This is a genomic window from Enterococcus sp. AZ088 (assembly GCF_051714845.1).
GTDB classification, from domain to species: domain Bacteria; phylum Bacillota; class Bacilli; order Lactobacillales; family Enterococcaceae; genus Enterococcus; species Enterococcus faecalis.
Map to the genome: position 1 here is coordinate 2,608,776 of NZ_JBIOSQ010000001.1, position 24,316 is coordinate 2,633,091.

Sequence of the window (24,316 nt, forward strand, 5' to 3'; positions counted from 1 at the left end):
GGTGATTTTTTAACTTAAGCCAAGTTTTTCTTTAAATTCTTTGACGTATGAACGGCTAACAGGTACTTTTGATCCGTTGGTTAAAATTACTTGCAACGTGTTATTAAACCACGGCTGAATTTCTTGAATTTTTGTTCGATTCAAGATGAAACTTCGATGCGTTTTAATAAAGAGCGTGGCAGGTAATTTCTGTTCGATACTGTTGAGGGTCCCTGTCATCTTGTAGACCTGTTGATCCACAAAAATGCTCAGTTGCCGTTCTTCGACAGAAACGAGGTAAATATCTTCTGGCGCCACAAGATAAATGCGGTCTTCCCCTTGAATAGGGATTGCTTCAGATTTCGGTCCTTTTTCAGCAGTGTTTTCTGGGACAGCTTGAGCCATTTCTTTCGATGCTTTTTCAATGACTTGTGTTATTTTTTCTTCTTCAAAAGGTTTCAAAATATAATCTTTTGCATTCACTTGAAAGGCCTTTAACGCATATTGATCATAGGCAGTTGCAAAGACCAAGTAGGGCGCTTTTTTAAGATGGGTTAATTTTTCCGCTAAATCAAACCCGCTTTCATCGGTCAAATGAATATCTAAAAATAACAAATCTGGCTTTTGATCCATCATCTCTTCCATTGCCTCCGCCACAGAATCCGCTTCTGCAACGCTCGTCACTTGCGGATGTTGGGAAACAAGATAACTCAATTCTTCTCGTGCTAAGGGCTCATCATCAACGATTAATACGTGCATCTAATTCCTCCTGTTCCATCGGGATTTCTAAATGAACATGGCTCCCGCCTGTCTCTAAATTTTCAATTAAAAAACAACCTTCTGATCCATAAAGGTTCGCCATTCTGCGGGACAAGTTTTCCAGTGCCGTGCCAGTGCCTTTTTCCGAAGTCACTGTTGTCTTTCCTAATAGCAAGCGGCGTTCTTCAGGAATCCCTTGCCCATTGTCATACACATCCACATGTAATTTGTGTTGTTTTGCTTTGACCACTACCCGGACTTGATTGTTCTCCTTCCGGCTGCCGAATGCATGCTTGATGGTATTTTCCACTAACACCTGAATCGCATACGGCGGTACCTTTTCTGAAGCAACCGCTTCTTCCACGTCAAATGTTACTTGATAACGATTCGGAAACCGTGCTTGTTCTAATGACAAATAGGCTTTTACTTGTTCTAGTTCTTGTGAAACTGGGATCGTAGTTTGCACGGCTCCCTGTAAGTTGCCTCGAAAGTATTTACTTAATTGGAGCAATAGTTTCCGCGCTTTTTCACTGTCTTTCCGCATTAATGCGGAAATAGTATTGATGGCATTAAAGAAGAAATGTGGGTTCACTTGCGCTTGCAAGGATTTAATTTCAGCTTCTTTAAGTAATTTTGATTGTACTTCCGCTTCACCTAATTCAATTTGTGAAGAAAAAATTGTCCCAAGACCTTCTGCTAACTGCTCCTCGACATGCGTTAACTGCGCTGGATCCGTAAAATACATTTTTAAGGTGCCAACAATTTGCTGATGGGAAAATAATGGAATCACAATCGCCGCTTGCAACGGACAATTAGGGTCCGAACAACCAACTTCTTCTTTGGCATGCGCGATGGTCATTTGGCCCGTCCGTAACACTTCCCGAGAAAGCTCTGTAATGACTTCTAGCTCTGGAATATGATGATCGCTTCCTGCACCAACATGAGCTAAAATTTGATGACTGTTTGTCATACTAATCGCACTGACTTTTGTATAATGCTTAATAATCTCCGCAACTTTTTTGCTGGAATTTTTATTGAGTCCTTCTCGAAAATATGGCAGTGTTTCCGCTGCTAATTCCAAAACATCGTGCGTCTGAACCGCTTTGGCCTGCTCTTCTTGTTTCAATGTCGTCGTTAGAATCGACATAAAAATGAACGTTCCTACGCTATTTAACAAAATCATCGGCAGCGCAATAAAACGAACCAACGTGGCTCCATCCGATAGATCACCGCTGAAAAAGAAAATAAAAATCATCTGAATCATTTCCATGCACGCTCCGACAATGGCAGAAAAGCCGGCAGACGGAAAAACGGTTTGCTTTGCCATGCGGCTCCCTAAAAAACCGGCAATTAAGCCAACAATTAAAGAAGCAGGCACATAAAAGAAACTATGCCCCCCGCCTTGAATAACCCGATGAAAGCCAGCAATTAAACCAACCGTACTGCCGACAATCGGACCACCCACTAATCCAGAAACGCCAATTACTAACGTACGCGTATTCGCAATGGAAGCATTGCTGCTTAAATAGGTTAGTAAATTATTGGGGACAATCTGATTCTTAGCGATTTCGATACCTGTAAAATTAGAAATAATAGCAAATAAACCAAAAATCAAAATCAACTGAACTTTTGAAGACATTTTTTCACGACTTAATAAAACACGCTTAAAATAAGGCACATTCACTAAAAGAAAGGCCAGTAAAATAATTAAGCCCACCCGTTCCATCATTAAAATAAATAATTCGACCACACCGGCACCTCCTTCCTATTAACTATACTATAAATCAAGGAAAAGAAAAAAATGAAGCTTCTCAAAAAGAGGCTTCATTTTTTCTATTCATTAAAACGCAGGAATATTGGCGCCTTTAGAATTTTTCTTGATGTATTCAGCAACTTCTTTTGTTGTCATCGCTTCTTTTAAAACCTTGATTTTTTCGCTATCTTTTTCGCCTTTGCGTGTCACAACTTGCAATGCGTAATGTTTACTTGCTTCTTCATCTTCTAACAAGATCGCATCTTTCGTTGTTAAACCAGCAGGTTCTAAGTAGGCTGGGTAGCAGAACACCATAGCGATGTCTTTTTCATCATAGGCTTTAGCTAAATTCAGTAAATCAATGCTTTCAAAAGTGATGTTTTTAGGATTTTCCACGACATCTTCCACCGTGCCGTTAAAGCCGACACCTTCTTTTAATTTAATCACGCCGTTTGCATTTAAAATTGCTAAAGCACGACCTTCATTGGTTGGATCGCTAGGAATCCCCACTTTGGCATTTTCAGGTAAATCTTTCGCATCTTGATATTCTTTTGAATAGAAACCACCAGCAAAATAATAAATCGGTTGCACAGCCACTAAATCAGCTTTTTTCTCTTTGTTAAACATTTCCATGAAAGGTTGATGTTGCGCAAAATTAGCATCCGCTTCGTCATGTTGCACGGCATCGTTGTAGGCAACATTGTCGCTCACTTCCATAATGTTAATTTTGTACCCTTTTTTCTCAGCTTCTTTCTTGGCAATCTCCAAGATATCTTTTGAAGATTCCAATTGCACGGCAACGGTAATCTCCTTGTCTTCTTTCTGGTCTGCTTGTTTATTTCCCCCACAGGCAGCTAAAATGACTGTTGCAATAACAGCGAATGTTGCTAAATAAAACTTCTTCATTCTTTTGTCCTCCTACTTTCTTTTGTCTAGTTTTTGGGCAATGAAGTTCCCAAGCATTTGTAAAATGAAGACCAGTGCAATCATAATTACAATGGCAACATACATAATACCGTATTCATACCGTTGATACCCGACACGAACTGCAAAATCACCAATCCCGCCGCCACCAACAACACCCATCACCGTGGAATATGAAACCATACTCACTGTCGTGGTTGTGTAAGCAAGGACTAATCCGCTACGTGCTTCCACCAATAAAAAGTGCCAAATGTATTGGACTTTCGAGGTACCTAACGAATTAGCTAAAAAATAAATTTCTTCTGGAACATCCAACAGCACTTGTTCAACCAAGCGAGCAAAAATCGCGATCGCAACAATACTCAATGGCACAGAGGAAGGAATTGGGCCAAACGCCTTTCCTAAAACAGAACGAGTGACTGGAATCAACGCAATCACAAATAATAAATAAGGAAACGAACGAATAACAGTTACAATGAAATTTAAAACCCAGTATAGCCAAGGTTGATGCCCTTTGACTTTCGGATTAGCCAAAAATAGTCCTAAGCCTAAAGGCAAGCCGACAAGCAAACAGATAGCCATCGAAATCGACATCATAATCCCTGTTTCTTTTAAACCGACCAGCATAGATGGCCAATATTCGGCAAAGGTTTCTGAAAAAGTCATGGACGCAAACTCCTTTCCACTTTTTCTAAATAGGAAAGCGGTTCTTCCTCATATTGCTGAGGATTATTCAGAAGTTCGCCAATTAACTGACCTTTTTCCATCACTAAGATACGATTACATAAGCGCTTCACGGTTTCTAATTCGTGACTGACAAAGAAAATAGTCGGTCGGAATTCCTGATGCGTCTTATGTAATAGTCGAACGACACTTTCTGTATTTTCTTCATCTAATGAACTCGTTGCCTCGTCACATAATAACCATTTGGGATTACGGCTCAACGCTCGAGCAATAGAGACACGCTGTTTTTCCCCACCAGAAAGCTGAGCAGGATACGCTTCTGCCTTATGGGCCATATCAACAAACGTTAATAAACGTTCAATTTTTTCAGGCTGTTTCTCTTTTAAAAGTTTCAAAGGCAACGCAACATTATCATAAATTTTCAAATTTTCTAACAAATTGTAATGCTGAAACACCATCCCCATTTGTTGTTGCTGCTGGCGAACTTCTTTTTTAGAGAAGGTTTGAACATTTCTGCCATCAATACGAATCTCCCCTTCACTCGGTTGTTCCATTAAATTCAACAAACGTAACAACGTGGACTTGCCAGAGCCACTTTTCCCAACAATCCCAACGATTTCTCCTGGTTGGACAGAAAAGTGAATATTTTTTAACGCGTGTGTCTCTTGATAGACTTTCGACACATTCACTAACTCAATCATGATTACCTCCTAAAGGCCGACAAACAAACTATAACAACTAAAAAAACTGTATAACAATTAAAGTAATTCTGTGAAACGATTTAAAAAAACTATTACGAATTAAAAAATAACACACGTTTCGAAAAACAGCGTTATATCAGAGATGTAACTACTTACATCATCTACTAAAACAGAAAAAAAAGCAACCTTTTTATTTGTGAAAAAAACACTATCTGTTTTTTGTCTGTATTATTTTGTACAAATGAATTAAAAATTTCCTGTTTCTACAGCTATTTCCTTACGCTCCTCTAAAAAAAGACATTCTCAGAAACGAGGCATCCAAAAAGGGAAAAGCGCTCGTAACGATAATGTCTCTAATGGTTTACTTTTTAAATACAACTGTTTCTTCGACAGTAATTCTTTCAGCCAATGATTGAATCACTGGACAGTTTGGGGAGACAAGCTTCAAACACCGTGTCGCCCGTGCTTGAAAGTCTTCTGGAACAGACACATAAAAGAGAATCGCCACCTGTTTTAATGGTTGTGCGCGTCTCTCTACTTCTCTTGAATACGTGACTTCTATTTTTTCAAACTCAAAGGGAATGTGCGAATTTTCCAAAACGGATTGATACACGTATCCCCCACAAGCGCCAATTGCCGAAACGAGCATTTGAACTGGCGAATATCCCTCTTCTTTTGCTAACACCCAGTGCGCTGTTTTCGTTTGTAATTCAAATTTTTCCACACCACGAATAATCGTCAAACGTTCTACCATTGCCATCTTCACTCCTTTTTACTCTTTCTTAAAAGATACTACAAAACAGCGCTAAAACAAACATTTCTAACTTCTCAACTTAGCAAGTCCTAAAAAAAACAAAATTCTCACTTGACAAACAACGCAACACCTGATAATATACTTCCGTTCAAATCGTAACCATTACGATTTATATTTTATAAATCCAAAAAGAAAGGAAGTGCCTTATGGCTAAAAAATCAAAAATTGCTAAAGCAAAAAAACAACAAGCAATGATTGCAAAATATGCGCCTATTCGCCAAGCCTTAAAAGAAGCTGGCGATTATGAAGGTCTTAGCAAATTGCCAAAAGATGCTCATCCAAGTCGCTTAAAACTCCGCGATCAAACAGATGGGCGCCCACGTGGCTACATGCGTAAATTTGGCATGTCTCGGATTCGTTTCCGTGAATTGGCTCACCAAGGCTTGATTCCTGGCGTCAAAAAAGCAAGCTGGTAACTCATTATTTCGATAAAGACAACTAGCGAGGACAGTCGCATTTGGGCTGACCTCGCAGCCCCCTTTATCTTTTATACGCAATTAAAAAAATCAAATTGGAGGACGGCACTATGCGCCAAACCATTACGTTAGCTTGCGCTGAAACTGGCGAGCGCCTTTACTTAACAAGTAAAAACAAACGAAATACACCAGAAAAATTACAGCTGAAAAAATATTCACCAAAACTACGGCGCCGCGCACTTTTCACTGAAGTCAAATAACAGGAGGAAAACTTGATGGGCATTCCAATCACCATTGTTTCTGGCTTTTTAGGCGCAGGAAAAACAACCTTAATTAACCATGCGCTTGCGCAATCACCGTTTCCTAAAGAAGAAATTATTATTATTGAAAATGAATTTGGTCAAACAGGCGTTGACCACGCATTACTTTTACAAACCACGGAACGAATTATTCAATTAAATAACGGTTGCATGTGCTGCAGCTTACGAGGAGATCTTCTTGCCTCTTTATCAGCAATCTTAGAAGTGTATCAAGAAGAACAACAACCCATTGCCCAAGTCATTTTAGAAACAACGGGCATTGCTGATCCGCAACCAATCATTCAAACAATTTTAACGACCCCGCACATCAAAAATCATTTCTATATAGACAGTCTCTTAACGGTCGTTGATGGGCATCATTGGCAACAGCAGCTTCAAGAAGCCGAAGCCATCAAACAACTGGCCTTAGCAGATCGCCTCTTTTTTTCTGTCAAGGAACCAGCAGACAGCACTCAGCTACCAACGTTCCAAGAAACCCTTCGTACCATTAATCCTTTTGCTGATATTTTATCCTTTCAAGCCAACGAGCCTCTTTTGGCTAGTGACTTTTTTCAATTAAATAAGTTTACGGCAACACTTACAGAACACGAAATGACTCATTCCCCGCATGAGCACGCCCACGAGCATCATCACCATACCTTTCACTCCCTTACGTTAACGGCGTCCTCAGCCCTCAACGAACCTCTTTTCACTCGTTGGCTTGATTGGTTAATGTATACACATCAGGAAAAGTTATACCGTTTCAAAGGGATTCTCGCCTTACAGGAGCATGACTTGGCCATTGCCATGCAAGGCGTCAACCAGCAAGTGGCCTTTCAAATGACGAATCAACCCCCTCAAGAAACGACAATTGTTCTGATTGGCAAAGAATTAGAGACAAAAAAAATCCAAGAAACCTTTCAAACCCTCAACAAAATAGCTACTCCGTAAATTAATTTTTTACGAAATGGAGGTCCTATATATAATGGAAAAAACTGACTTATCTAGCGCTTATCGTCGACTGAAAAGTCCCAACATCAAAACACGAAAACGCGCACTTAAAATCATTAAAGAACATAAGCGCAATAAACAAAAGAAAATTGCGTAATTCACTAAAGGAGCACACCTATGAAAAAATTTACTCTTCCCCTGTTAGCCGCCTTATCGCTAATCCTTTTCGGCGCTTGCGGCAAAACAAACACCTCTGATAAAACCGCTGACGGTAAAGAAAAACTATCCATTGTCACGACTTTTTATCCTATGTACGATTTCACTAAAAATATTGTAGGCGATGAAGGAGACGTCAAATTGTTAATCCCTGCTGGTTCTGAACCACACGATTATGAACCATCCGCCAAAGATATGGCTACCATCCATGATGCGGATGTTTTCGTTTACCACAATGAAAATATGGAATCTTGGGTACCAAAAGCTGCTAAAGGTTGGAAAAAAGGAGCCCCGAACGTCATTAAAGGTACCGAAAACATGGTCTTACTTCCCGGCAGTGACGAAGACGGACACGAACATGACCACGAACATGGCGAAGAAGGCCACCACCATGAATTAGATCCGCATACTTGGGTTTCGCCCCATCGTGCCATCCAAGAAGTTACAAACATCAAAGAACAATTAGTCAAACTTTACCCTAAAAAAGCCAAAACATTTGAAACAAACGCAGAAAAATACTTAACAAAATTAACAGCCTTAGACAAAGAGTTCCAAACAGCTTTGAAAGACGCTAAGCAAAAAAGTTTTGTTACCCAACATGCTGCATTTGGTTATCTTGCCTTAGATTACGGCTTAAAACAAGTGCCAATAGCTGGTTTAACACCTGAACAAGAGCCAACAGCAGGGCGCTTGGCAGAGTTGAAAAAATATGTCACAGACAACCAAATTCGCTATATTTATTTTGAAAAAAATGCCAACGATAAAATTGCTAAAACGTTAGCTGACGAAGCGAATGTTCAATTGGAAGTCCTAAACCCGCTAGAAAGTTTGACACAAAAACAAATGGACAATGGCGAAGATTATCTTTCTGTAATGAAAGAAAACTTAACTGCTTTGAAAAAAACAACAGATACAGCCGGGAAAGAGGTTCAGCCAGAAACCTCTGAAAAAACAGAAAAAACCGTGGCTAACGGCTATTTCAAAGACAGTGAGGTGGCTGAGAGAACACTGGCAGATTACGCTGGAAATTGGCAATCCGTCTATCCTTTATTAAAAGATGGCACATTAGACCAAGTCTTCGATTACAAAGCGAAACTGAAAAAAGATAAAACACCAGCCGAATACAAAACCTACTATGATGCCGGCTATCAAACTGATGTCGACCACATCAACATCACTGATTCCACCATTGAATTTCTGGTCAATGGCAAACCACAAAAATTCACCTATAAAGCAGCCGGTTATAAAATTTTAAACTATGCAAAAGGCAACCGTGGCGTCCGTTTCCTTTTTGAAACAGACGATGCCAATGCTGGGCGGTTTAAATACGTCCAATTTAGCGACCACAACATCGCACCAACGAAAGCCGCTCATTTCCACATCTTCTTCGGCGGCGATAGCCAAGAAAGTCTGTTCAATGAAATGGACAACTGGCCAACGTATTATCCAAACGACTTAAGCAAACAAGAAATTGCCCAAGAAATGATTGCGCATTAAGCATTCAAAAGAGAGGAGGTAGCATTAGCTAAAATGCTGCCTCCTCTCTTTTTTTATTTAGTCAAGCACACCATGTTCTGCTTCAAACGTCGCTAACAACTGGCGCACTTCATCCGTTGATTTTGTATTCATTAATTGTGCTCTTAAATCACTGGCACCTGGAAAGCCTTTAACATAAATTTTAAAGAAGCGATGCAGCCCAACAATGGAGCGAGGCACCAATTCTGCATATTTGTCTTGCAAATCCAATTGTAAACGTAGCAAGCCCAGTAATTCTTGTGGCGTATGTGTTTTGGGTTCTTTTTCAAAGGCATAAGGATTTTTAAAAATCCCCCGACCAATCATGATGCCATCTACACCATATTGTTCTGCTAATTCTAGGCCCTTTTGACGATCTGGAATGTCCCCATTAATCGTAATTGTCGTTTGCGGTGCGACACGGTCCCGAATAGCCATAATTTGCGGAATGACCTCCCAATGGGCATCCACTTTGCTCATCTCTTTTCGTGTTCGCAAATGAATGGATAGATTCGCAATGTCTTGCTCTAATAAATGCGTGATCCACGCCTCCATTTCCGCCATTTCAGTAAACCCAATGCGTGTTTTGACACTAACAGGTAAGCCACCTGCTTTGGCGGCGTCAATCAATTCAGCCGCAACTTCTGGGCGCAAAATTAGCCCGCTGCCTTTTCCACGCTCAGCCACGTTAGGCACAGGACAGCCCATATTTATATCTAATCCTTGAAAGCCCATCTCCGCTACGCCGATACTCATTTCACGGAAAAATTCCGGTTTATCTCCCCAAATATGTGCCACCATTGGCTGTTCATCTTCTGTAAAAACGAGGCGCCCGCGCACACTGTCTTTCCCTTCAGGATGACAATAACTATCTGAATTAGTAAACTCTGTAAAAAACACATCTGGTGCCCCAGCTTCTTTCACGACATGACGAAAGACCACATCAGTGACATCTTCCATTGGTGCTAAAACAAAAAAGGGCTTTGGCAATGTTGCCCAAAAATTCTTGCTCATCTTCATATACTCCGTTTCTGATTTTTTCTTTATTTTCAACGACAACTTGTCGACATATTCTGGTGCGAAACATTGCTATTATACAGGGAAATGCACGAAGAATCAAAAAAGGCATACTTAGAAACAAGAAAACTGTCTGAATCTGCTCGCTAGAATGAGTGATTCAGACAGTTTAATCTTTTTACGTCAGGCTTAACTACGTAAGCCACGCCCTGTTTCTACAAGGTACCAACAAATGCCATATAAAACGACAATAAATAAGATTAAAATGGTCATAGAAATACCAATTGGCACATCTTGAACCCCTAGGAAACCGTAGCGGAACCCAGAAATCATGTAAACAATCGGATTAACTTTTGAGACAGCTTGCCAAAATGGCGGCAACATGGAAATGGCATAGAAAACCCCACCCAAATAGGTTAAAGGCTGTAACACAAAGGTCGGCACAATCGATACATCATCATAGGATTGCGCAAAAATACCATTTAACAAACCAGCTAAAGAAAAAAGAATCGCTGTCATCAATAAAGTCATGATGACCATCAGCCAAGAAACAACGTGCAATGGGACAAAAAATAGAGAAATGATGGTGACTAACGCACCGACCAAAATACTACGACCAACGCCACCAATCACAAATCCCCAAATAATCACATGAGTTGGAACTGGCGCCACGAGAATTTCTTCGATATTTTTCTGGAATTTTTGTGAGAAAAAGGAAGATGAAACATTGGCGTACGAGCTTGTAATGGCTGACATCATAATTAAACCTGGCACGATAAATTCCATATAAGAAAAACCGCCCATGTCGCCAATTCGCCCGCCAATCATTTTCCCAAAAATCACAAAATATAAGGACGTCGTAATCACTGGCGGTACCAGTGTTTGGACCCAAATCCGTAAATAACGGTTGGTTTCCTTCACAGCTAAACTTTTTAAAGCAGTAAAATACAGACTAAACATGTTGATCCTCCCTTTGGTACGTATCCTCAGTAATCTTCAAGAAGAGCTCTTCCAAACGGTTGGACTTATTCCGCATTGACAATACTTTGATTCCTTGTTGACTTAGCTGTTCAAACAAGTGATTGACTCCTTGGTTTCGTTCTACTTCCACCGCTAACGTTAACTCGTCCTCAAATACGCTTTGATAGCCTTCAATAACTGGCGCCTGCGTATAAGGTGCTAAATCAAAAATAAACGTTTCAAATTGTAATTTTGCTAACAAGTGCTTCATGCTGGTGTTTTCAATCAATTCACCAGACTGAATAATCCCAATGTTGCGACACAACATCTCAGCTTCTTCTAAGTAATGGGTCGTCAAAATAATCGTGGTTCCCTGCGCATTTAACTCTTGTAAAAAGGCCCACATTTCACGGCGCAATTCAATATCGACACCTGCAGTTGGTTCATCTAAAATCAATAACTTCGGCTCATGCATCAGCGCGCGAGCAATCATCAAGCGACGTTTCATTCCGCCAGAAAGCATCCGAGCCCGCTCGTTCCGTTTTTCCCATAAATTGGATTGTTTTAAATACTTTTCACTCCGTTTCATGGCTTCTTTACGAGACACCCCATAATAGCCCGCTTGATTGACCACAATCTGCTGGACCGTTTCAAACGGATTGAAGTTAAACTCCTGCGGCACTAACCCAATCTGTTGCTTCGCCCGCACCATCTCCGTATCTAAATCATACCCAAAAATTTTGACTTTCCCCGAAGTCTTATTAACTAACGAGGTCACAATCCCAATCGTCGTTGATTTTCCTGCACCATTCGGTCCCAAAAGAGCATAAAAATCGCCTTCTTCGACTGTTAAATCAATCCCCCGCAACGCTTCAACACCTGAAGCGTACACTTTGCGTAAATCTTGTATCACAAGAGCATCAGTCATTCGTAACTCTCCTTAATGTATAAATATTCATGAATATTATTGTAACACTTCTCGATAAAAACGGGGGTTATTTTGATTAAATTTCACAGTTTTGCTTAGCTATTTTTCAACAACAAACTAGCCAACGAATAACGTGTTTATTTTGACTCGAAACTGTTTAAACAGTTTCAAGAGCGTCAAAATCCTTTCAAATCAAGGATTTAGAGTTCTCTTTTTTTGGCACAGAACTTGCTTCATATAAAAGTGAGGTGAAAAGAATGAAAAGAAAATTTTTAATTGCTAGTCACGGAAACTTAGCGAAAGGCTTCCAAAGTTCCTTGGATATTCTCGCAGACAAAGGAAAAGAGCTGGCGGTCATCAATGCCTATGTGACTCCTGAGGACTACACGCCAATTATTCAAACGTTTCTTCAGTCCCTTGGCGCAGAAGAACAAGCTATTATTTTAACAGATTTATATGGTGGTAGTGTCAATCAAAAAATTGTTCAAGAAGTCATGACGACAAAACCAGACAATGTTTTTATCATTTCCAATGCCAACTTAGCCATTGCCTTGTCGCTGATTTTCTTAAAAGAAGGCGAAAAGCTAACCAAAGAAGATATTCAAGCAGCAATTGCTGAAGCACAAATTCAATTCGTTGAATTAAACCCATCAAATGAAGAAGAAAACTTTTTTTAGGAGGAAATTAAAATGATTACACAAGTACGAGTAGACGACAGATTAATTCACGGCCAAGTAGCCGTAGTTTGGACCAAAGAATTGAATGCCCCCTTATTAGTTGTAGCGAATGATGAAGCAGCCAAAAACGAAGTAATGCAAATGACATTAAAAATGGCTGTCCCTAATGGTATGAAACTATTAATTCGCTCAGTCGATGATGCGATTGATGTCTTCAATGATCCTCGGGGCAAAGACAAACGAATTTTTGTAATTGTGAACAGTGTAGCGGACGCTACTAAAATTGCGAAAAACGTGACAGATATTGAAAGTGTGAATGTTGCCAACGCTGGCCGCTTTGATAAATCAGATCCAGCCACCAAAACAATGGTTTTCCCAAGTGTCCAATTAAACCCTGAAGAGTTAGAAGCTGCCAAAGAATTAGCCAGTTTGACTCACGTGGAAAGCTATAACCAAGTACTGCCAACCAACTCAAAATTAAGTCTAAAACAAGCCGTCAATTAAAAGGAGGAAATGAACAATGCTTATGCATGCAACAATGGCAGCCTTAGCTGTATTTATCTGTTTTGCTGGGAACTATTTAACTGGTCAAAGTATGATGGAACGTCCCTTAGTCGTTGGATTAGTCACAGGAATTTTAATGGGCGACATGAAAACAGGGGTCTTAATGGGGGCCTCTTTGGAAGCAATTTTCTTAGGAAATGTTAATATCGGTGGTGTTATCGCCGCGGAACCTGTAACTGCGACTACTTTAGCCACAACGTTTGCAATTATTTCAAATGTCGAACAAAAAGCCGCCATGACGTTAGCCGTACCAATTGGGATGTTAGCTGCTTTCGTGGTGATGTTTTTAAAAAATGTCTTTATGAATATCTTTGCTCCTTCTCTTGACAAAGCAGCACGTGAAGGCAACCAAAAAATGGTTGTGACACTGCATTACGGAACGTGGATTATTTATTATTTAATCATCGCTTCGATTTCATTTATCGGAATTTTAGCAGGAAGCGGGCCAGTAAATCTGTTTGTTGAAAGTATTCCACAAAATTTGATGAACGGCTTAAGCGCAGCTGGCGGACTTTTACCTGCCGTTGGGTTTGCCATGTTAATGAAACTGTTATGGGATAATAAATTAGCCGTCTTTTACATTTTAGGCTTTGTTTTAACCGCGTACCTACAATTACCAGCCGTTGCGGTAGCGGTCATCGGGACAGTAATTTGTGTCGTGAGTGCCCAACGGGATGTAGAATTTCGCGACATTCTAAAAAGAAAACCTGCGGCGTCTTCTGCGGTTGAAGGCAGCGCGAAAGAAATCGAAGAGGAGGACTTTTTCGCATGAAGTTAAAAGAGAATTTATCTAAAGAAGAGAAAAAAATGATGCGCTCTGTTTTCTGGCGTTCTTGGACGATGAACGCTAGCCGGACAGGAGCTACACAATACCACGCAGTGGGTGTCATGTACACTTTACTCCCAGTTATCAATCGTTTTTATAAAACCAAGGAAGAACGGGCCGAGGCATTGGTGCGTCACACCACTTGGTTCAATGCAACCATGCATATCAATAACTTCATCATGGGGCTCGTTGCTTCGATGGAAAAACAAAACAGTGAAGACGAAAATTTTGATGCTAGCTCTATTACAGCGGTTAAAGCCTCACTAATGGGGCCACTTTCAGGCATCGGTGATTCCTTCTTCTGGGGCATCTTGCGTGTCATTGCTGCCGGTATTGGGATTTCATTAGCCAGCACTGGTTCGCCATTAGGGGCGATTGTCTTCTTACTTTTATACAACGTCCCTGCGTTCTTAATTCACTATTATGCGTTGTATAGCGGCTACTCAATCGGTGAAAGTTTTATCCAAAAAATGTACGAATCAGGCGGAATGAAGATACTCACAAAAGTATCGAGTATGCTAGGCTTAATGATGATGGGCAGTATGACTGCTTCAAATGTAAAATTCAAAACGATTCTTGAAGTTTCCGTTAAAGGAAGCGAAGACGTAGTTAAAATCCAAGACTATTTGGATCAACTATTCGTCGGTATCGTACCATTAGCCGTGACATTACTTGCTTTCTGGCTATTACGCAAAAAAGTCAATGTTAACGTAGTGATGTTTGGCATCATGTTCTTAGGCATCTTGCTAGGATTACTAGGCATCTGTTAAAATTGAAACAATAAACATTTAATTATTAAACACTTAGAGCCTGAGACAAAAATCCAAAGTGATTTTTATCTCAGGCTTAAAAGCTGATAAACGGCGGGAACAGAAGCAACCCCTTTCCCGACCTCTCTTTTGGAAGGACGATGAATCATGCGCTTGGAGACCTACCAACACTTAGTTGATATTTTAGAAACCAGCAACACCCCGATGAGCACACAAGAAATTGCCACAAAAATTCAATTAAGCCGCTCGGTAACCAGCTTATACTTAAATAAATTATTGGAAAAAGGTGAAGTCCAACAAACGGGAAAAAAACCCGTTTATTGGCAATTAACCCGTGCAACAACCCCCACGACCGATGTGTTTCGACAATACATCGGTAGCCAAGGCAGCGCCAAAAAAGCCATCGAACAATGCAAAGCCGCTATGTTGTATCCCCCGTTGGGTATGCCTTTATTAATCCATGGAGCCAGTGGCGTCGGCAAAAGCTTTTTGGCAAAACTGATTTATGAGTATCTGAAAAATGAACAAATCATTGGCCTGGAAAAATTCTACACCTTTAACTGTGCCGATTATGCCAACAATCCCGAATTACTGTCATCCATTCTCTTCGGCCATACCAAAGGCGCATTCACTGGGGCTGAATCAGAAAAGCAAGGACTCTTGGCCCAAGCCAATAATTCCGTACTCTTTTTAGATGAAGTACATCGATTATCCAACGAAAACCAAGAAAAACTCTTTCAGTTTATGGATACAGGAACCTTCCGCCCCATTGGTGAAGAAGGAAAAATGGTGCATTCCAAGGTTCGACTACTATTTGCGACCACCGAAAACCCGAAAAAAGTCTTATTACCAACCTTTTATCGCCGAATTTCCGTAATCGTCTCACTTCCGAACTTCAAAGAGCGCCCCATTCGAGAACGGATTGCGATTTTGAAAAACTTATTCCACCGAGAAGCGAAACGAATGACCAAAGACATCAACGTGGACGAAGAAATCTTTACGGCATTATTAGAAAATGACGAACCTGGCAACGTGGGGAGTTTATCCAACAAAGTGCAGCTCCTTTGCGCGTCGCAATTACGAAAAACTTTGCCCAATCAACCCGTCGTCATTGGCGATGCGACTCAACCAATGATTGCGATTCCTTTAGACAAAGAAGTGTTGGAAGAAGACACACTTTCTTCCGATATTTTCGCAACATTTGAAGCCTTATTTACAAAAGAAAAAACACTGGCCCACTTAAAAACTGAACTGACACAATTCATTAAATATTGTTTAGACGATGAAATAACCTTGGAAAATGATTATTTTTTACAAAACCTAGTCACGGAAGTCCAAACCAAAAACAAACTAATTATTAACCAACCTGAACAAACTGAAAAACCGATGAAAGATGTTGCCAAATTGCTGAAAATTTTACCGCCAACATTTAACGAAACAGTGCTCCTTCCAGCCCAAGCACAGTTAAAAGAACACTATCCGCGAACGGTTTCCCTCGTGAAAAACTTAGTCAGTCCGCTGCCAGAAGAATACCGTTTCTTGACAGAGGTACTCTTATCTGTATTACTCAGCGGGGAAATTTCTGAAACGATTCCTTACCAAGCGCTCCTCGTGGCGCATGGTGAATCGACTGCCTCAAGTATTCAAGCTGTTGCCAACAAATTATGTGGTACCTATATTTTCGATGCGATTAACATGCCCTTAACCTCCTCCGTCCGAGATATCGTCGCCGAAGTTAAAGACTGGCTTTCTCAGCGGGACACATCACAAGGCGTCATTATGCTCGTCGATATGGGTTCCCTGACACAACTTTATAAAAGTTTGAAACCGCAAATTCTTGGAGAACTCTTGGTGATCAACAACCTGACCACTGCCTATGCGTTGGAAATTGGTCATCAATTAATGAACGAACAACTTTTCTATGGTATTGCTAAAACCGCTGAAAAAAAATTTAAAACCGATGTACAGTACTTTGAAGGCTTTTCAGTAGAAAAAAATATCATTGTCTCTAGTATTTCAGGTCTGGATATTGCCAAGCAAATCAAACAAATCTGTCAAAAATACCTGTATACTGATATTAAAGTCATTACTCTAAAATACAAAGATTTGGTAAACACGTTAGACATTGCCAACGCCGAAGAAAATTATTTAAAAGAAACCTCGCTCATTTTGACGACGTCCTACTTAGACAATCATACGAATGTTGCTAGCGTGAATCTCTTAGACATGTTAGACGAAGATGCAGGAACCCAGTTGATGGAACCTTTCCAAAACTTGATGCATCCCAATAACATTGATAGCATGATTAACGAGTTTGTTCACTTCTTCTCGAAAGAAGGCTTGTCAGAAAAACTAGAATTTCTAAATCCTGACGTCATTATTAAACAAGTCGAAAACGTTACAAAAAACATTGAAAAACGCTTCGACCTCACACTCAGCGGCAAAATGAAATTTAACTTAATGATGCACAACGCGCTCATGGTAGAGCGGACAATGCTCGGCGTTGAAGACTATGAAATCCCTGCTAACCTCGAGGAACTAACCATTAACCAAAAACCATTTTTCCAAAATGCTAAGAACATTTTCTATACCCTAGAACAGTTTTATCGAATAGAGATTTCCAACTGGGAACTCTATGTGATTTATGAAATTTTGTCTTCTCGGTGAGGAGGGATGGGAAAGAGCTTGGACCGTAAGTTATTTCGACTTATGGCCCAAGCTCTTTTTACTAAAGGATCTCAATAGATGCCCTTTTTATTTTTCTTCACTAACAGCAAATCACCGATTCAAACTTTCTCCATTTGTAGAAATAACCTCTTTATACCAATGAAATGAATCTTTTTTACTTCTTTCAAGCGTTCCATTCCCTGCATCATCACTATCCACGTAAATAACACCATACCGTTTAGACATTTCAATGGTTCCACATGAAATGATATCAATGATTCCCCACATAGTGTAACCTAAAAGCTCTACACCATCAGCAATTGCTTCACTCATTTGTTGTAAATGCTTTTCTAAATAGTCAATCCGATAAGGGTCATGAATTGCGCCATCCTCTTCTACTTGATCATAAGCACCTAACCCATTTTCAGCAATAAACAGCGGTAACTGATAGCGATCATACATCTCGTTTAGAGAAATTCTCAAACCAATTGGATCAATTTGCCATCCCCAGTCACTTGTTTCTAAGTAAGGATTTTTCATCCCACTTAGTAAGTTTCCGCTGGTAATTTCATAATCAGGACTGACACTAGTTATCATTGACATATAGTACGAAAATGATAGGAAGTTTACTTTATTCTCTGCTAATAATTCTAAATCTCCAGGAGCGACTTCTATCGTAATTCCTAACTCATCAAACATTCGCTTTGTATAGCTAGGATATTTTCCTCTTGCTAAAACATCCGTATAAAAATAATTCTTATAGTTCTCATCCAAAATGCTTTGCATTACATCTTCTGGCTTACAGGTCGCAGGATATGTTGTAAATCGTGCAATCATTCCACCAATCATTGGTTCGCCTAGTATTTCTTTTGCAGCTTTAATTGCTCTTGCATTTGCCACGAATTGATTATGTCCTGCTTGAAAAATACTTTGGTTATAGTTTTCTTCTTGATCTTCAATAACGGCACACCCATTGTATGGATTAAATCTATTACAGTTAATTTCATTAAAAGGTAGCCAATAGTCCACTAGATCACCTAAACGCTCAAACAATGTACGTGCATAGACTTCAAAAAAATCAATTGTCTTTCTACTTTTCCAACCACCATATTTGGTCACTAAATTAACTGGAATCCCATAGTGAAGCATTGTAGCAAAGACTTTCATTCCTCTTTTTTGGCATTCAGTAAATAGATCAACATAAAATTGTATTCCTGCTTCATTAGGTCTCTCGTCATCCCCATTTGGATAAATGCGCGACCAATCAATGGATGTTCGGAAAATATTCATCCCCATTTCTTCAAACAACGCTAAATCCTCTTTATATCTATGATAAAAATCAATCCCTCTTCTAAAGGGATAATTGCGATCGCCTTCTGCAACTAGTGCTTGCTCGAAACGCTCACTGGTCATATTAATATCTCTGTTTCGATTCCGTTCTTCACGGTTCCAGTTAGGGTCAAAGTAACGCATCGATTGTGTATCCACACCTTTGCCATCTTCTAAATAACCACCATCTGCTTGACCACTCGAAATAGCCCCGCCCCATAAAAAATCCTTTGAAAATGTGTAAGTCATTTTACTTTTCCTCCAATTCATTACGTAAATACTGGTCCTTATAAACTAGACCACTCGTTATAATAAAAGCTAAAATAAAACTAGTCACTGCACAGACAATTGCAAAAATAAAATTCCATTGATTCGTTGGATCAATAAAAATAGGCAATGTCGTAATTCCTGTTGGCGCAAAAGTCATTCGCTTAACATTCAGGAAGCCCGCAAGTAAACCACTCATTGCACCAGCAATAATCACTGCTAAAAACGGTTTTTTATATTTTAAATTCACGCCATACAAAGCTGGTTCGGTAATTCCTAACAGTGCAGTAAATCCTGAAGAAAAAGCCAACCCTCGTACTTTCTGACTCTTTGCAAAGCGACCTACAGCAATTGCTGCGCCTGCTTGAGCAAAATTAGAAACTAAAAACCCAATTCCTAACATATCAAATCCATTGGAACTGATAGATTGTAAAACGAGAGGAATTGTTACCGCATAATGCATGCCAGTCATAATGAAGACTGGCGATAACGCACCAAAAATAAATGGTAGCACCCAAACAGCATAATTTTGAACTAAATTTAAGACAATTCCTAATCCTTGTCCAATCCAACTTCCTAATGGACCAATAATTCCCAAAGCTAAAGGAATCATAATAAAAAATGTCACTAATGGCCGCAAGAAAAACTTTACTGACTCAGGACAAAAACGTTCGACATAACGATCCACATAGGAAGCTACCCATATAATTAAGATAATTGGAATCACAGTTGAACTATAATTAGCTAACGTAATTGGTAAAAAGCCAAACATCTTTAATGGTTTACCTTCACTTACCAATGAAACAAAGGTCGGATGTAGCAGTAGCATGCCAATAATTGTTCCTAAATAAGGATTCAAACGAAACTTTATTGAGGCAGAATAAGCAACTAAAACAGGCATAAAATAAAAAGCAGTATCGCCAGCAAATGTCAAAATTTGATAAGTACCACCTGCAGGATCAATTAAATGGAACAAATCTAAAAGCACCAGTACTGTTTTTATCATTGCTGCAGCGGTGATTGCAGGTAACAGCGGTGTAAAAATACCTGTAATTGTATCTAATACTTGTGGAATAATCCCTTTTTTTGATGGTTTACTTGGCTCAGCCATTTCTTGATGACTCAGATCACTTTCAGACTCAGTTGACAGCAACTGAGTAAAGTGTGCATAAACAGTTCCGACACTTTGACCAATAATTATTTGATATTGTCCTCCGGTAACAATACTGCCCATTACGCCGTCTAAATCATTTATAGACTCTTGCTGTATTTTCTCTTCATCATTTAACGTTAAACGTAAGCGAGTTGCACAATGAGTAACACTTTTCACATTTTTGGCTCCGCCTATGTTTGACAAAATGCTTTGACATAATTTTTGAACATCCATCAATAACCCTCCTATTCAACTTGTATTTCAATACTTGTACAAATATCAATCACTAGTTATACTTGAATTATACAATTATAAAAAACGCTTTCAATAATCGTTTTCCAGAACATTTATAACAAAAGGTAAGGTGATAAAATTGTTAAATCAACTCCCATCAGACTTATTTCTGTTAACCCACAGCGAACACCATTATTTAGAGGATCCCAATTATCATAGCCCTATTTATGAACAACTAGACAAAATTCTGTTACATGATCAAGAAGTCTATCAGTTTCAATTACCAAATTTAAAACAAAACCTTATTGAAATTAGAAGAGATTCGCGATTCACAGATGTACCATTACATGTACATACTAATTTAAATCTTAATTATGTCTATTCTGGAAGCTGTCATTATCAAGTAAACGGAACCGAGGTATTACTAAAAGAAGGAGATTTATGCATTGTTGATCGGCATGTTCTTCGCTCAAAAGGCAGACTAAGTGAAAAAGATATTGTCTTTAATATTAGTCTAAGCAATGACTTTTTTTCACGAGCATTTATTATGGGCTTAGGTGAAACAAGCATTTTAAGTACTTTTTTATTTTCAGCAATTACTGAAAATAACCACCATGACGGCTATATGATTTTTCAGAATAACCATAAGAATACAATTGCTTTTCTCAATCAACTAATTTGTGAATATTTCCAAAATGATACTTTTAGTAAACATGCGATAGAAGCACTCTTTTCATTAATTTTTATTCAGCTTATCCGTGATTATCAGAAAAATTCCACAAAGAAAGTTGCCCCTATTAGCAATAAAACCAGCCATATGTTAGAAATTATCGATTATATAGAAAAAAATGCTCGCACCTGTACATTAAAGGAAACCGCATTATTATTTAATTACCATCCAAAATATTTATCTCAGTTAATCAAACAGACTTTCAATAAAACCTTTAAAGAAATTCAAACAGAACAAAGGATGAAAAATGCGATACAATTATTGCGTTATTCAGAATTATCAATCGCTGAAATCTCTCAAAATGTTGGTATTTCAAACGTAAGCCAATTTTATAAAAATTTTTCAGCTCTCTATACACTCTCTCCTAATGAATATAGAAAAACATTGACGAAACACTGAAATACTCACTTACTCCATTAATGGTATAAAAAAACACTTTCTATCAACAGAAAGTGTTTCAATAAATATTTCGTTTAGGTAGCGCCATTTCCTGTAGTGTAAACGAACAGGACAGTGAACAGGATGGATACGCCAACCATTATTAATTTTTTCGTTTTGTTGGGGTCCTCTTGAAGTAGCCATTTAATCAACAGACTGCCTCTAATCCGTTGACTTGCCTTCTCTTTTTCAGTCGCTGACTTTGTATAACGCCAACCATAAAAGTGCCAACGAAGTAAATTGGCGTACCAAGCCCGATAGTTTTTAGATAGAAAACCACCACAGATAAACAACGCTCCTAATAAAATATCTAAATACAACCAAACAATAAATGTTAACGGAATATCGATTAATGAATAATTCTTCACTTCAATCACTTGATCTTTCAAACCAAATTGATGAATAATCCGTTCTTGGTATTCAGAATCCGTCTCCGCTTCTTCTTTTCCCCCAACAACTTTTATGGCTGACTCGACGCCCATACCTTTTATAAAAGCTTGCTTGGAATGACAATACTTACATTCCACCACTTGATCAGCGGTATCGTACCATCTAAACGCATTCGCCCCACAACTTTGACAAACCACACTACTCATTTTCTGCCTCCGATATTCGTTATTTTTTATGGTTATGTTTCATTACTTAATGATACCATTTTTTAGAGAGGATTGGGTTGGGTTAGAGAGATTGATAAAAAAGACACTTTCTCATTACGAGAAAGTGTCTTGAAACATTGTAATTGATTGGTAAGCGAACATGTTCGCAACGACTCCAAGTAATTAACGTTTTGAGCAATATTAGTTCTTATACTAAGGCATTTATATACTCAAAAATCCCTCTATATCAATATTTCTTTATTCCAGAAATTAATATGAGGGGATATTTTTAGATAAAGATGTAAGATGTTTACGCCAATTCACACCCAACTCTACTATCTGAAGAGCAACCGCATTGAATAGTTTTTAGGTACATGATATAATATTTAAATACAAACAAATATGACACACACATAAGGAGCAGAATATATGGCAGAGTTTCAAGTAAGAGTTGCAAGTGAGGTTATTTATTATTTTGAGGAACTTAAGAAAGTCTATGGTACTAATATTGATACAGAGATTACCAGAAGTCAAATCTTAACAAGAGCATTCGAAGAAACAAAGAGCATCTCAAATTGGACCCCTATTATAGAAGACGTTAATACAATTCCACTAACTAATTTAGAATACATAAGTGGCAGTGGCACTAACATTAAGGCTCAAATTAGCGATGATACAGAAAAAGGAATTAGAAACTTGAAATATTTATTTCCTTCTTTTACAAATACCAGAAGCGTAACTTTGGGAGTGACCGTTAAATATATGCTAAAAGGAGCATTAATTTTAAATAAGACTGGACAAGTATCTTTAGATAAATCAGGCTCATTAGATTATCAATTTGAAATTTTTGAAAGTAAATTAAAAAATATAGTTGCTCCTATCAATCATGAAATGTTGATAAACTTACTAAATGACTTCAAAAATAAAATAAACCTATAATTTAGAAAGCAATAAGCTTTCTTTTTTTGTTCAATAAATATGGTTTTAGATTACTCAAAATAAATATGGTTGACAAAAATGTTTTTTAAAGATACAATGATTGTAGATTAAAATTATTTAGTTTAATCTAAAACCATCCAAAAAGGAGGACATTTGAAATGTCACAGAAAAATACCAAAGCAGTTACTACTGTAATCGCATCAATCAAACCCCATGTTGCAACCAGCAATGATTTTTACAACAAACTGTTAAGCACTGGTTTGACACCGAAGGAAACTCTTGATAATGCCATCTATGGAAATAATAAACCGAAACGTGGGTGTACTTTTGGATTCTTCGCTGCAAGGGCATACTAATATCTGATTATAGGTAGAGAAATCTATCTATTTTTGTGAAAGGAAGTAATGATTATATTAAACAATAAATTATCTTTAATGAGCTGGAACATCAATCAGCGCTCTGGTTTTGGTTGCAAAGAAAATTTTACACCAATAGTTTTTGAAGAGATAAATAAACATAATACTGACCTCATAATTTTATCTGAGTTTGTTAAATTTCCTGGATATCTTACATTTATCAGTCAGCTTAAAAACATTGGCTATATTGTAATGTGTGACCCTAGAAGTGATAGGGGTGTTAATGAGATATTAATCGCTGTAAAAGAAGACGTTTTAAAAGGCGAGACCTTCACCATAAATATTTTACCTAATGTAGAAACAAAAACTTCTCTATATCCAAATTTCTTACATGTGAGCTTAAAATATGATGGTCAAGAATTAAACATTATAGGAATTCGAATCAGAATTAGGAACTCCAGTCCTAGTGATTATCAAAAAAGAAAGTTACAACTAGATTCACTGATTAGATATATGTCTAAAATTGAAGGCTCTATCATTTTAGCAGGAGATTTTAATAATGGTTATTTTAAAGATGGAGAAACATCTACTAGTTACAACGGAAAGTCAAGGGAATTTTATAGCTATCCTTTATTAAAAGAGGAAAGTAAAGTTGCTGGACTTAATCTGCATACTCCTAAAGAATATGGTTCTTGGAAAAATATGAAGTTGGATCATATTCTTACAAGAGGACTGAATTTAATCAATCCTATTTACGATTGGGGATTTACTAAAAACAATAATTATCAGCCAAATGAAATTGGTGTTCCAGACCACGCGATGCTCTTGGCCACTATCAGTATTTAAGGAGAGTT

26 protein-coding genes are annotated in these 24,316 nt (G+C 38.4%); 14 read left to right on the forward strand and 12 right to left on the reverse strand.

Features of this window, described 5'->3' with window-relative positions; all coding sequences use genetic code 11:
* Positions 1–9 precede the first annotated feature (9 nt).
* The 6 genes from IGL17_RS12545 to IGL17_RS12570 form a co-directional block, all read right to left on the reverse strand.
* Positions 10–738, reverse strand: coding sequence for a LytR/AlgR family response regulator transcription factor (locus IGL17_RS12545; RefSeq protein WP_002354828.1), 729 nt, complete (start codon positions 736–738; stop codon positions 10–12).
* Complete coding sequence (locus tag IGL17_RS12550; protein ID WP_002380990.1) at positions 719–2,488, reverse strand: sensor histidine kinase; 1,770 nt, start codon at positions 2,486–2,488, stop codon at positions 719–721. Before IGL17_RS12550 ends, IGL17_RS12545 begins: the two co-directional genes overlap by 20 nt.
* A 90-nt stretch (positions 2,489–2,578) precedes the next feature.
* Complete coding sequence (locus IGL17_RS12555) at positions 2,579–3,397, reverse strand: MetQ/NlpA family ABC transporter substrate-binding protein (protein WP_010776195.1); 819 nt, start codon at positions 3,395–3,397, stop codon at positions 2,579–2,581.
* Positions 3,398–3,409: 12 nt separating this feature from the next.
* Entirely contained in the window at positions 3,410–4,081 is a 672-nt protein-coding gene (locus IGL17_RS12560; protein WP_002368484.1) for a methionine ABC transporter permease, read from the reverse strand.
* Complete coding sequence (locus IGL17_RS12565) at positions 4,078–4,800, reverse strand: methionine ABC transporter ATP-binding protein (protein ID WP_016618623.1); 723 nt, start codon at positions 4,798–4,800, stop codon at positions 4,078–4,080. Before IGL17_RS12565 ends, IGL17_RS12560 begins: the two co-directional genes overlap by 4 nt.
* A 361-nt stretch (positions 4,801–5,161) precedes the next feature.
* Entirely contained in the window at positions 5,162–5,560 is a 399-nt protein-coding gene (locus IGL17_RS12570; RefSeq protein WP_016618624.1) for an OsmC family protein, read from the reverse strand.
* A 200-nt stretch (positions 5,561–5,760) separates the two neighbouring features.
* Here IGL17_RS12570 and rpsN point away from each other — a divergent pair, with 200 nt between their 5' ends.
* The 5 genes from rpsN (at position 5,761) to IGL17_RS12595 (ending at position 8,993) form a co-directional block, all read left to right on the forward strand.
* Entirely contained in the window at positions 5,761–6,030 is a 270-nt protein-coding gene (gene rpsN / locus IGL17_RS12575) for a 30S ribosomal protein S14 (RefSeq protein WP_002354822.1), read from the forward strand.
* 110 nt (positions 6,031–6,140) lie between these two features.
* Entirely contained in the window at positions 6,141–6,290 is a 150-nt protein-coding gene (rpmG, locus tag IGL17_RS12580; RefSeq protein ID WP_002354818.1) for a 50S ribosomal protein L33, read from the forward strand.
* Positions 6,291–6,305: 15 nt separating this feature from the next.
* Complete coding sequence (locus tag IGL17_RS12585; protein ID WP_002367488.1) at positions 6,306–7,280, forward strand: CobW family GTP-binding protein; 975 nt, start codon at positions 6,306–6,308, stop codon at positions 7,278–7,280.
* Positions 7,281–7,314: 34 nt separating this feature from the next.
* Positions 7,315–7,437 (forward strand): putative metal homeostasis protein, encoded by a 123-nt coding sequence (locus IGL17_RS12590; RefSeq protein ID WP_002383181.1) that lies wholly within the window; start codon positions 7,315–7,317, stop codon positions 7,435–7,437.
* Positions 7,438–7,457: 20 nt separating this feature from the next.
* A complete protein-coding gene (locus tag IGL17_RS12595) occupies positions 7,458–8,993 on the forward strand; it encodes a zinc ABC transporter substrate-binding protein AdcA (protein WP_016618625.1) in 1,536 nt (511 codons plus the stop codon).
* 57 nt (positions 8,994–9,050) lie between these two features.
* On the opposite strand, the gene IGL17_RS12600 is transcribed toward IGL17_RS12595, so the two are convergent.
* From IGL17_RS12600 to IGL17_RS12610, 3 genes are all read right to left on the reverse strand, one after another.
* Positions 9,051–10,025, reverse strand: coding sequence for a tRNA dihydrouridine synthase (locus IGL17_RS12600; RefSeq protein ID WP_002413934.1), 975 nt, complete (start codon positions 10,023–10,025; stop codon positions 9,051–9,053).
* Positions 10,026–10,217: 192 nt separating this feature from the next.
* Positions 10,218–10,988 (reverse strand): ABC transporter permease, encoded by a 771-nt coding sequence (locus tag IGL17_RS12605; protein WP_002354811.1) that lies wholly within the window; start codon positions 10,986–10,988, stop codon positions 10,218–10,220.
* Positions 10,981–11,916 carry an ABC transporter ATP-binding protein gene (locus IGL17_RS12610; protein WP_002354809.1) on the reverse strand — a complete coding sequence of 312 codons (936 nt, stop codon included), beginning with the start codon at positions 11,914–11,916 and terminating at the stop codon, positions 10,981–10,983. The genes IGL17_RS12605 and IGL17_RS12610 overlap by 8 nt, the downstream gene beginning before the upstream one ends.
* Positions 11,917–12,173: 257 nt before the next feature.
* Between IGL17_RS12610 and IGL17_RS12615 the strand changes: the two genes are divergently transcribed.
* The 5 genes from IGL17_RS12615 to IGL17_RS12635 all read left to right on the forward strand — a co-directional run bounded on the left by IGL17_RS12615 (position 12,174) and on the right by IGL17_RS12635 (position 17,420).
* On the forward strand, positions 12,174–12,593 hold the full coding sequence (locus IGL17_RS12615; protein WP_002354802.1) for a PTS sugar transporter subunit IIA: 420 nt from the start codon (positions 12,174–12,176) through the stop codon (positions 12,591–12,593).
* Positions 12,594–12,605: 12 nt separating this feature from the next.
* Complete coding sequence (locus tag IGL17_RS12620) at positions 12,606–13,097, forward strand: PTS system mannose/fructose/N-acetylgalactosamine-transporter subunit IIB (protein WP_002354800.1); 492 nt, start codon at positions 12,606–12,608, stop codon at positions 13,095–13,097.
* A 16-nt stretch (positions 13,098–13,113) separates the two neighbouring features.
* Positions 13,114–13,929 (forward strand): PTS mannose/fructose/sorbose/N-acetylgalactosamine transporter subunit IIC, encoded by an 816-nt coding sequence (locus tag IGL17_RS12625; protein WP_002365419.1) that lies wholly within the window; start codon positions 13,114–13,116, stop codon positions 13,927–13,929.
* On the forward strand, positions 13,926–14,753 hold the full coding sequence (locus IGL17_RS12630) for a PTS system mannose/fructose/sorbose family transporter subunit IID (protein ID WP_002360964.1): 828 nt from the start codon (positions 13,926–13,928) through the stop codon (positions 14,751–14,753). The genes IGL17_RS12625 and IGL17_RS12630 overlap by 4 nt, the downstream gene beginning before the upstream one ends.
* A gap of 147 nt (positions 14,754–14,900) precedes the next feature.
* Entirely contained in the window at positions 14,901–17,420 is a 2,520-nt protein-coding gene (locus IGL17_RS12635) for a sigma 54-interacting transcriptional regulator (protein ID WP_016618626.1), read from the forward strand.
* Between the two features lie 111 nt (positions 17,421–17,531).
* Here the strand turns inward: IGL17_RS12635 and IGL17_RS12640 are convergent, their stop codons facing one another.
* Positions 17,532–18,998 carry a glycoside hydrolase family 1 protein gene (locus IGL17_RS12640; RefSeq protein ID WP_002375460.1) on the reverse strand — a complete coding sequence of 489 codons (1,467 nt, stop codon included), beginning with the start codon at positions 18,996–18,998 and terminating at the stop codon, positions 17,532–17,534.
* A 1-nt stretch (position 18,999) separates the two neighbouring features.
* A complete protein-coding gene (locus IGL17_RS12645; protein WP_078126732.1) occupies positions 19,000–20,403 on the reverse strand; it encodes a PTS transporter subunit EIIC in 1,404 nt (467 codons plus the stop codon).
* 130 nt (positions 20,404–20,533) lie between these two features.
* Here IGL17_RS12645 and IGL17_RS12650 point away from each other — a divergent pair, with 130 nt between their 5' ends.
* Complete coding sequence (locus tag IGL17_RS12650; protein ID WP_002396794.1) at positions 20,534–21,532, forward strand: AraC family transcriptional regulator; 999 nt, start codon at positions 20,534–20,536, stop codon at positions 21,530–21,532.
* Between the two features lie 74 nt (positions 21,533–21,606).
* Here IGL17_RS12650 and IGL17_RS12655 read toward each other — a convergent pair whose 3' ends face one another.
* Entirely contained in the window at positions 21,607–22,167 is a 561-nt protein-coding gene (locus IGL17_RS12655) for a hypothetical protein (protein WP_016618628.1), read from the reverse strand.
* Between the two features lie 429 nt (positions 22,168–22,596).
* Here IGL17_RS12655 and IGL17_RS12660 point away from each other — a divergent pair, with 429 nt between their 5' ends.
* The 3 genes from IGL17_RS12660 to IGL17_RS12670 all read left to right on the forward strand — a co-directional run bounded on the left by IGL17_RS12660 (position 22,597) and on the right by IGL17_RS12670 (position 24,308).
* Entirely contained in the window at positions 22,597–23,106 is a 510-nt protein-coding gene (locus tag IGL17_RS12660) for a hypothetical protein (protein WP_438760301.1), read from the forward strand.
* Between the two features lie 158 nt (positions 23,107–23,264).
* Entirely contained in the window at positions 23,265–23,462 is a 198-nt protein-coding gene (locus tag IGL17_RS12665; protein WP_438760299.1) for a hypothetical protein, read from the forward strand.
* A gap of 48 nt (positions 23,463–23,510) precedes the next feature.
* On the forward strand, positions 23,511–24,308 hold the full coding sequence (locus IGL17_RS12670; RefSeq protein ID WP_248536794.1) for an endonuclease/exonuclease/phosphatase family protein: 798 nt from the start codon (positions 23,511–23,513) through the stop codon (positions 24,306–24,308).
* Positions 24,309–24,316: the final 8 nt, after the last annotated feature.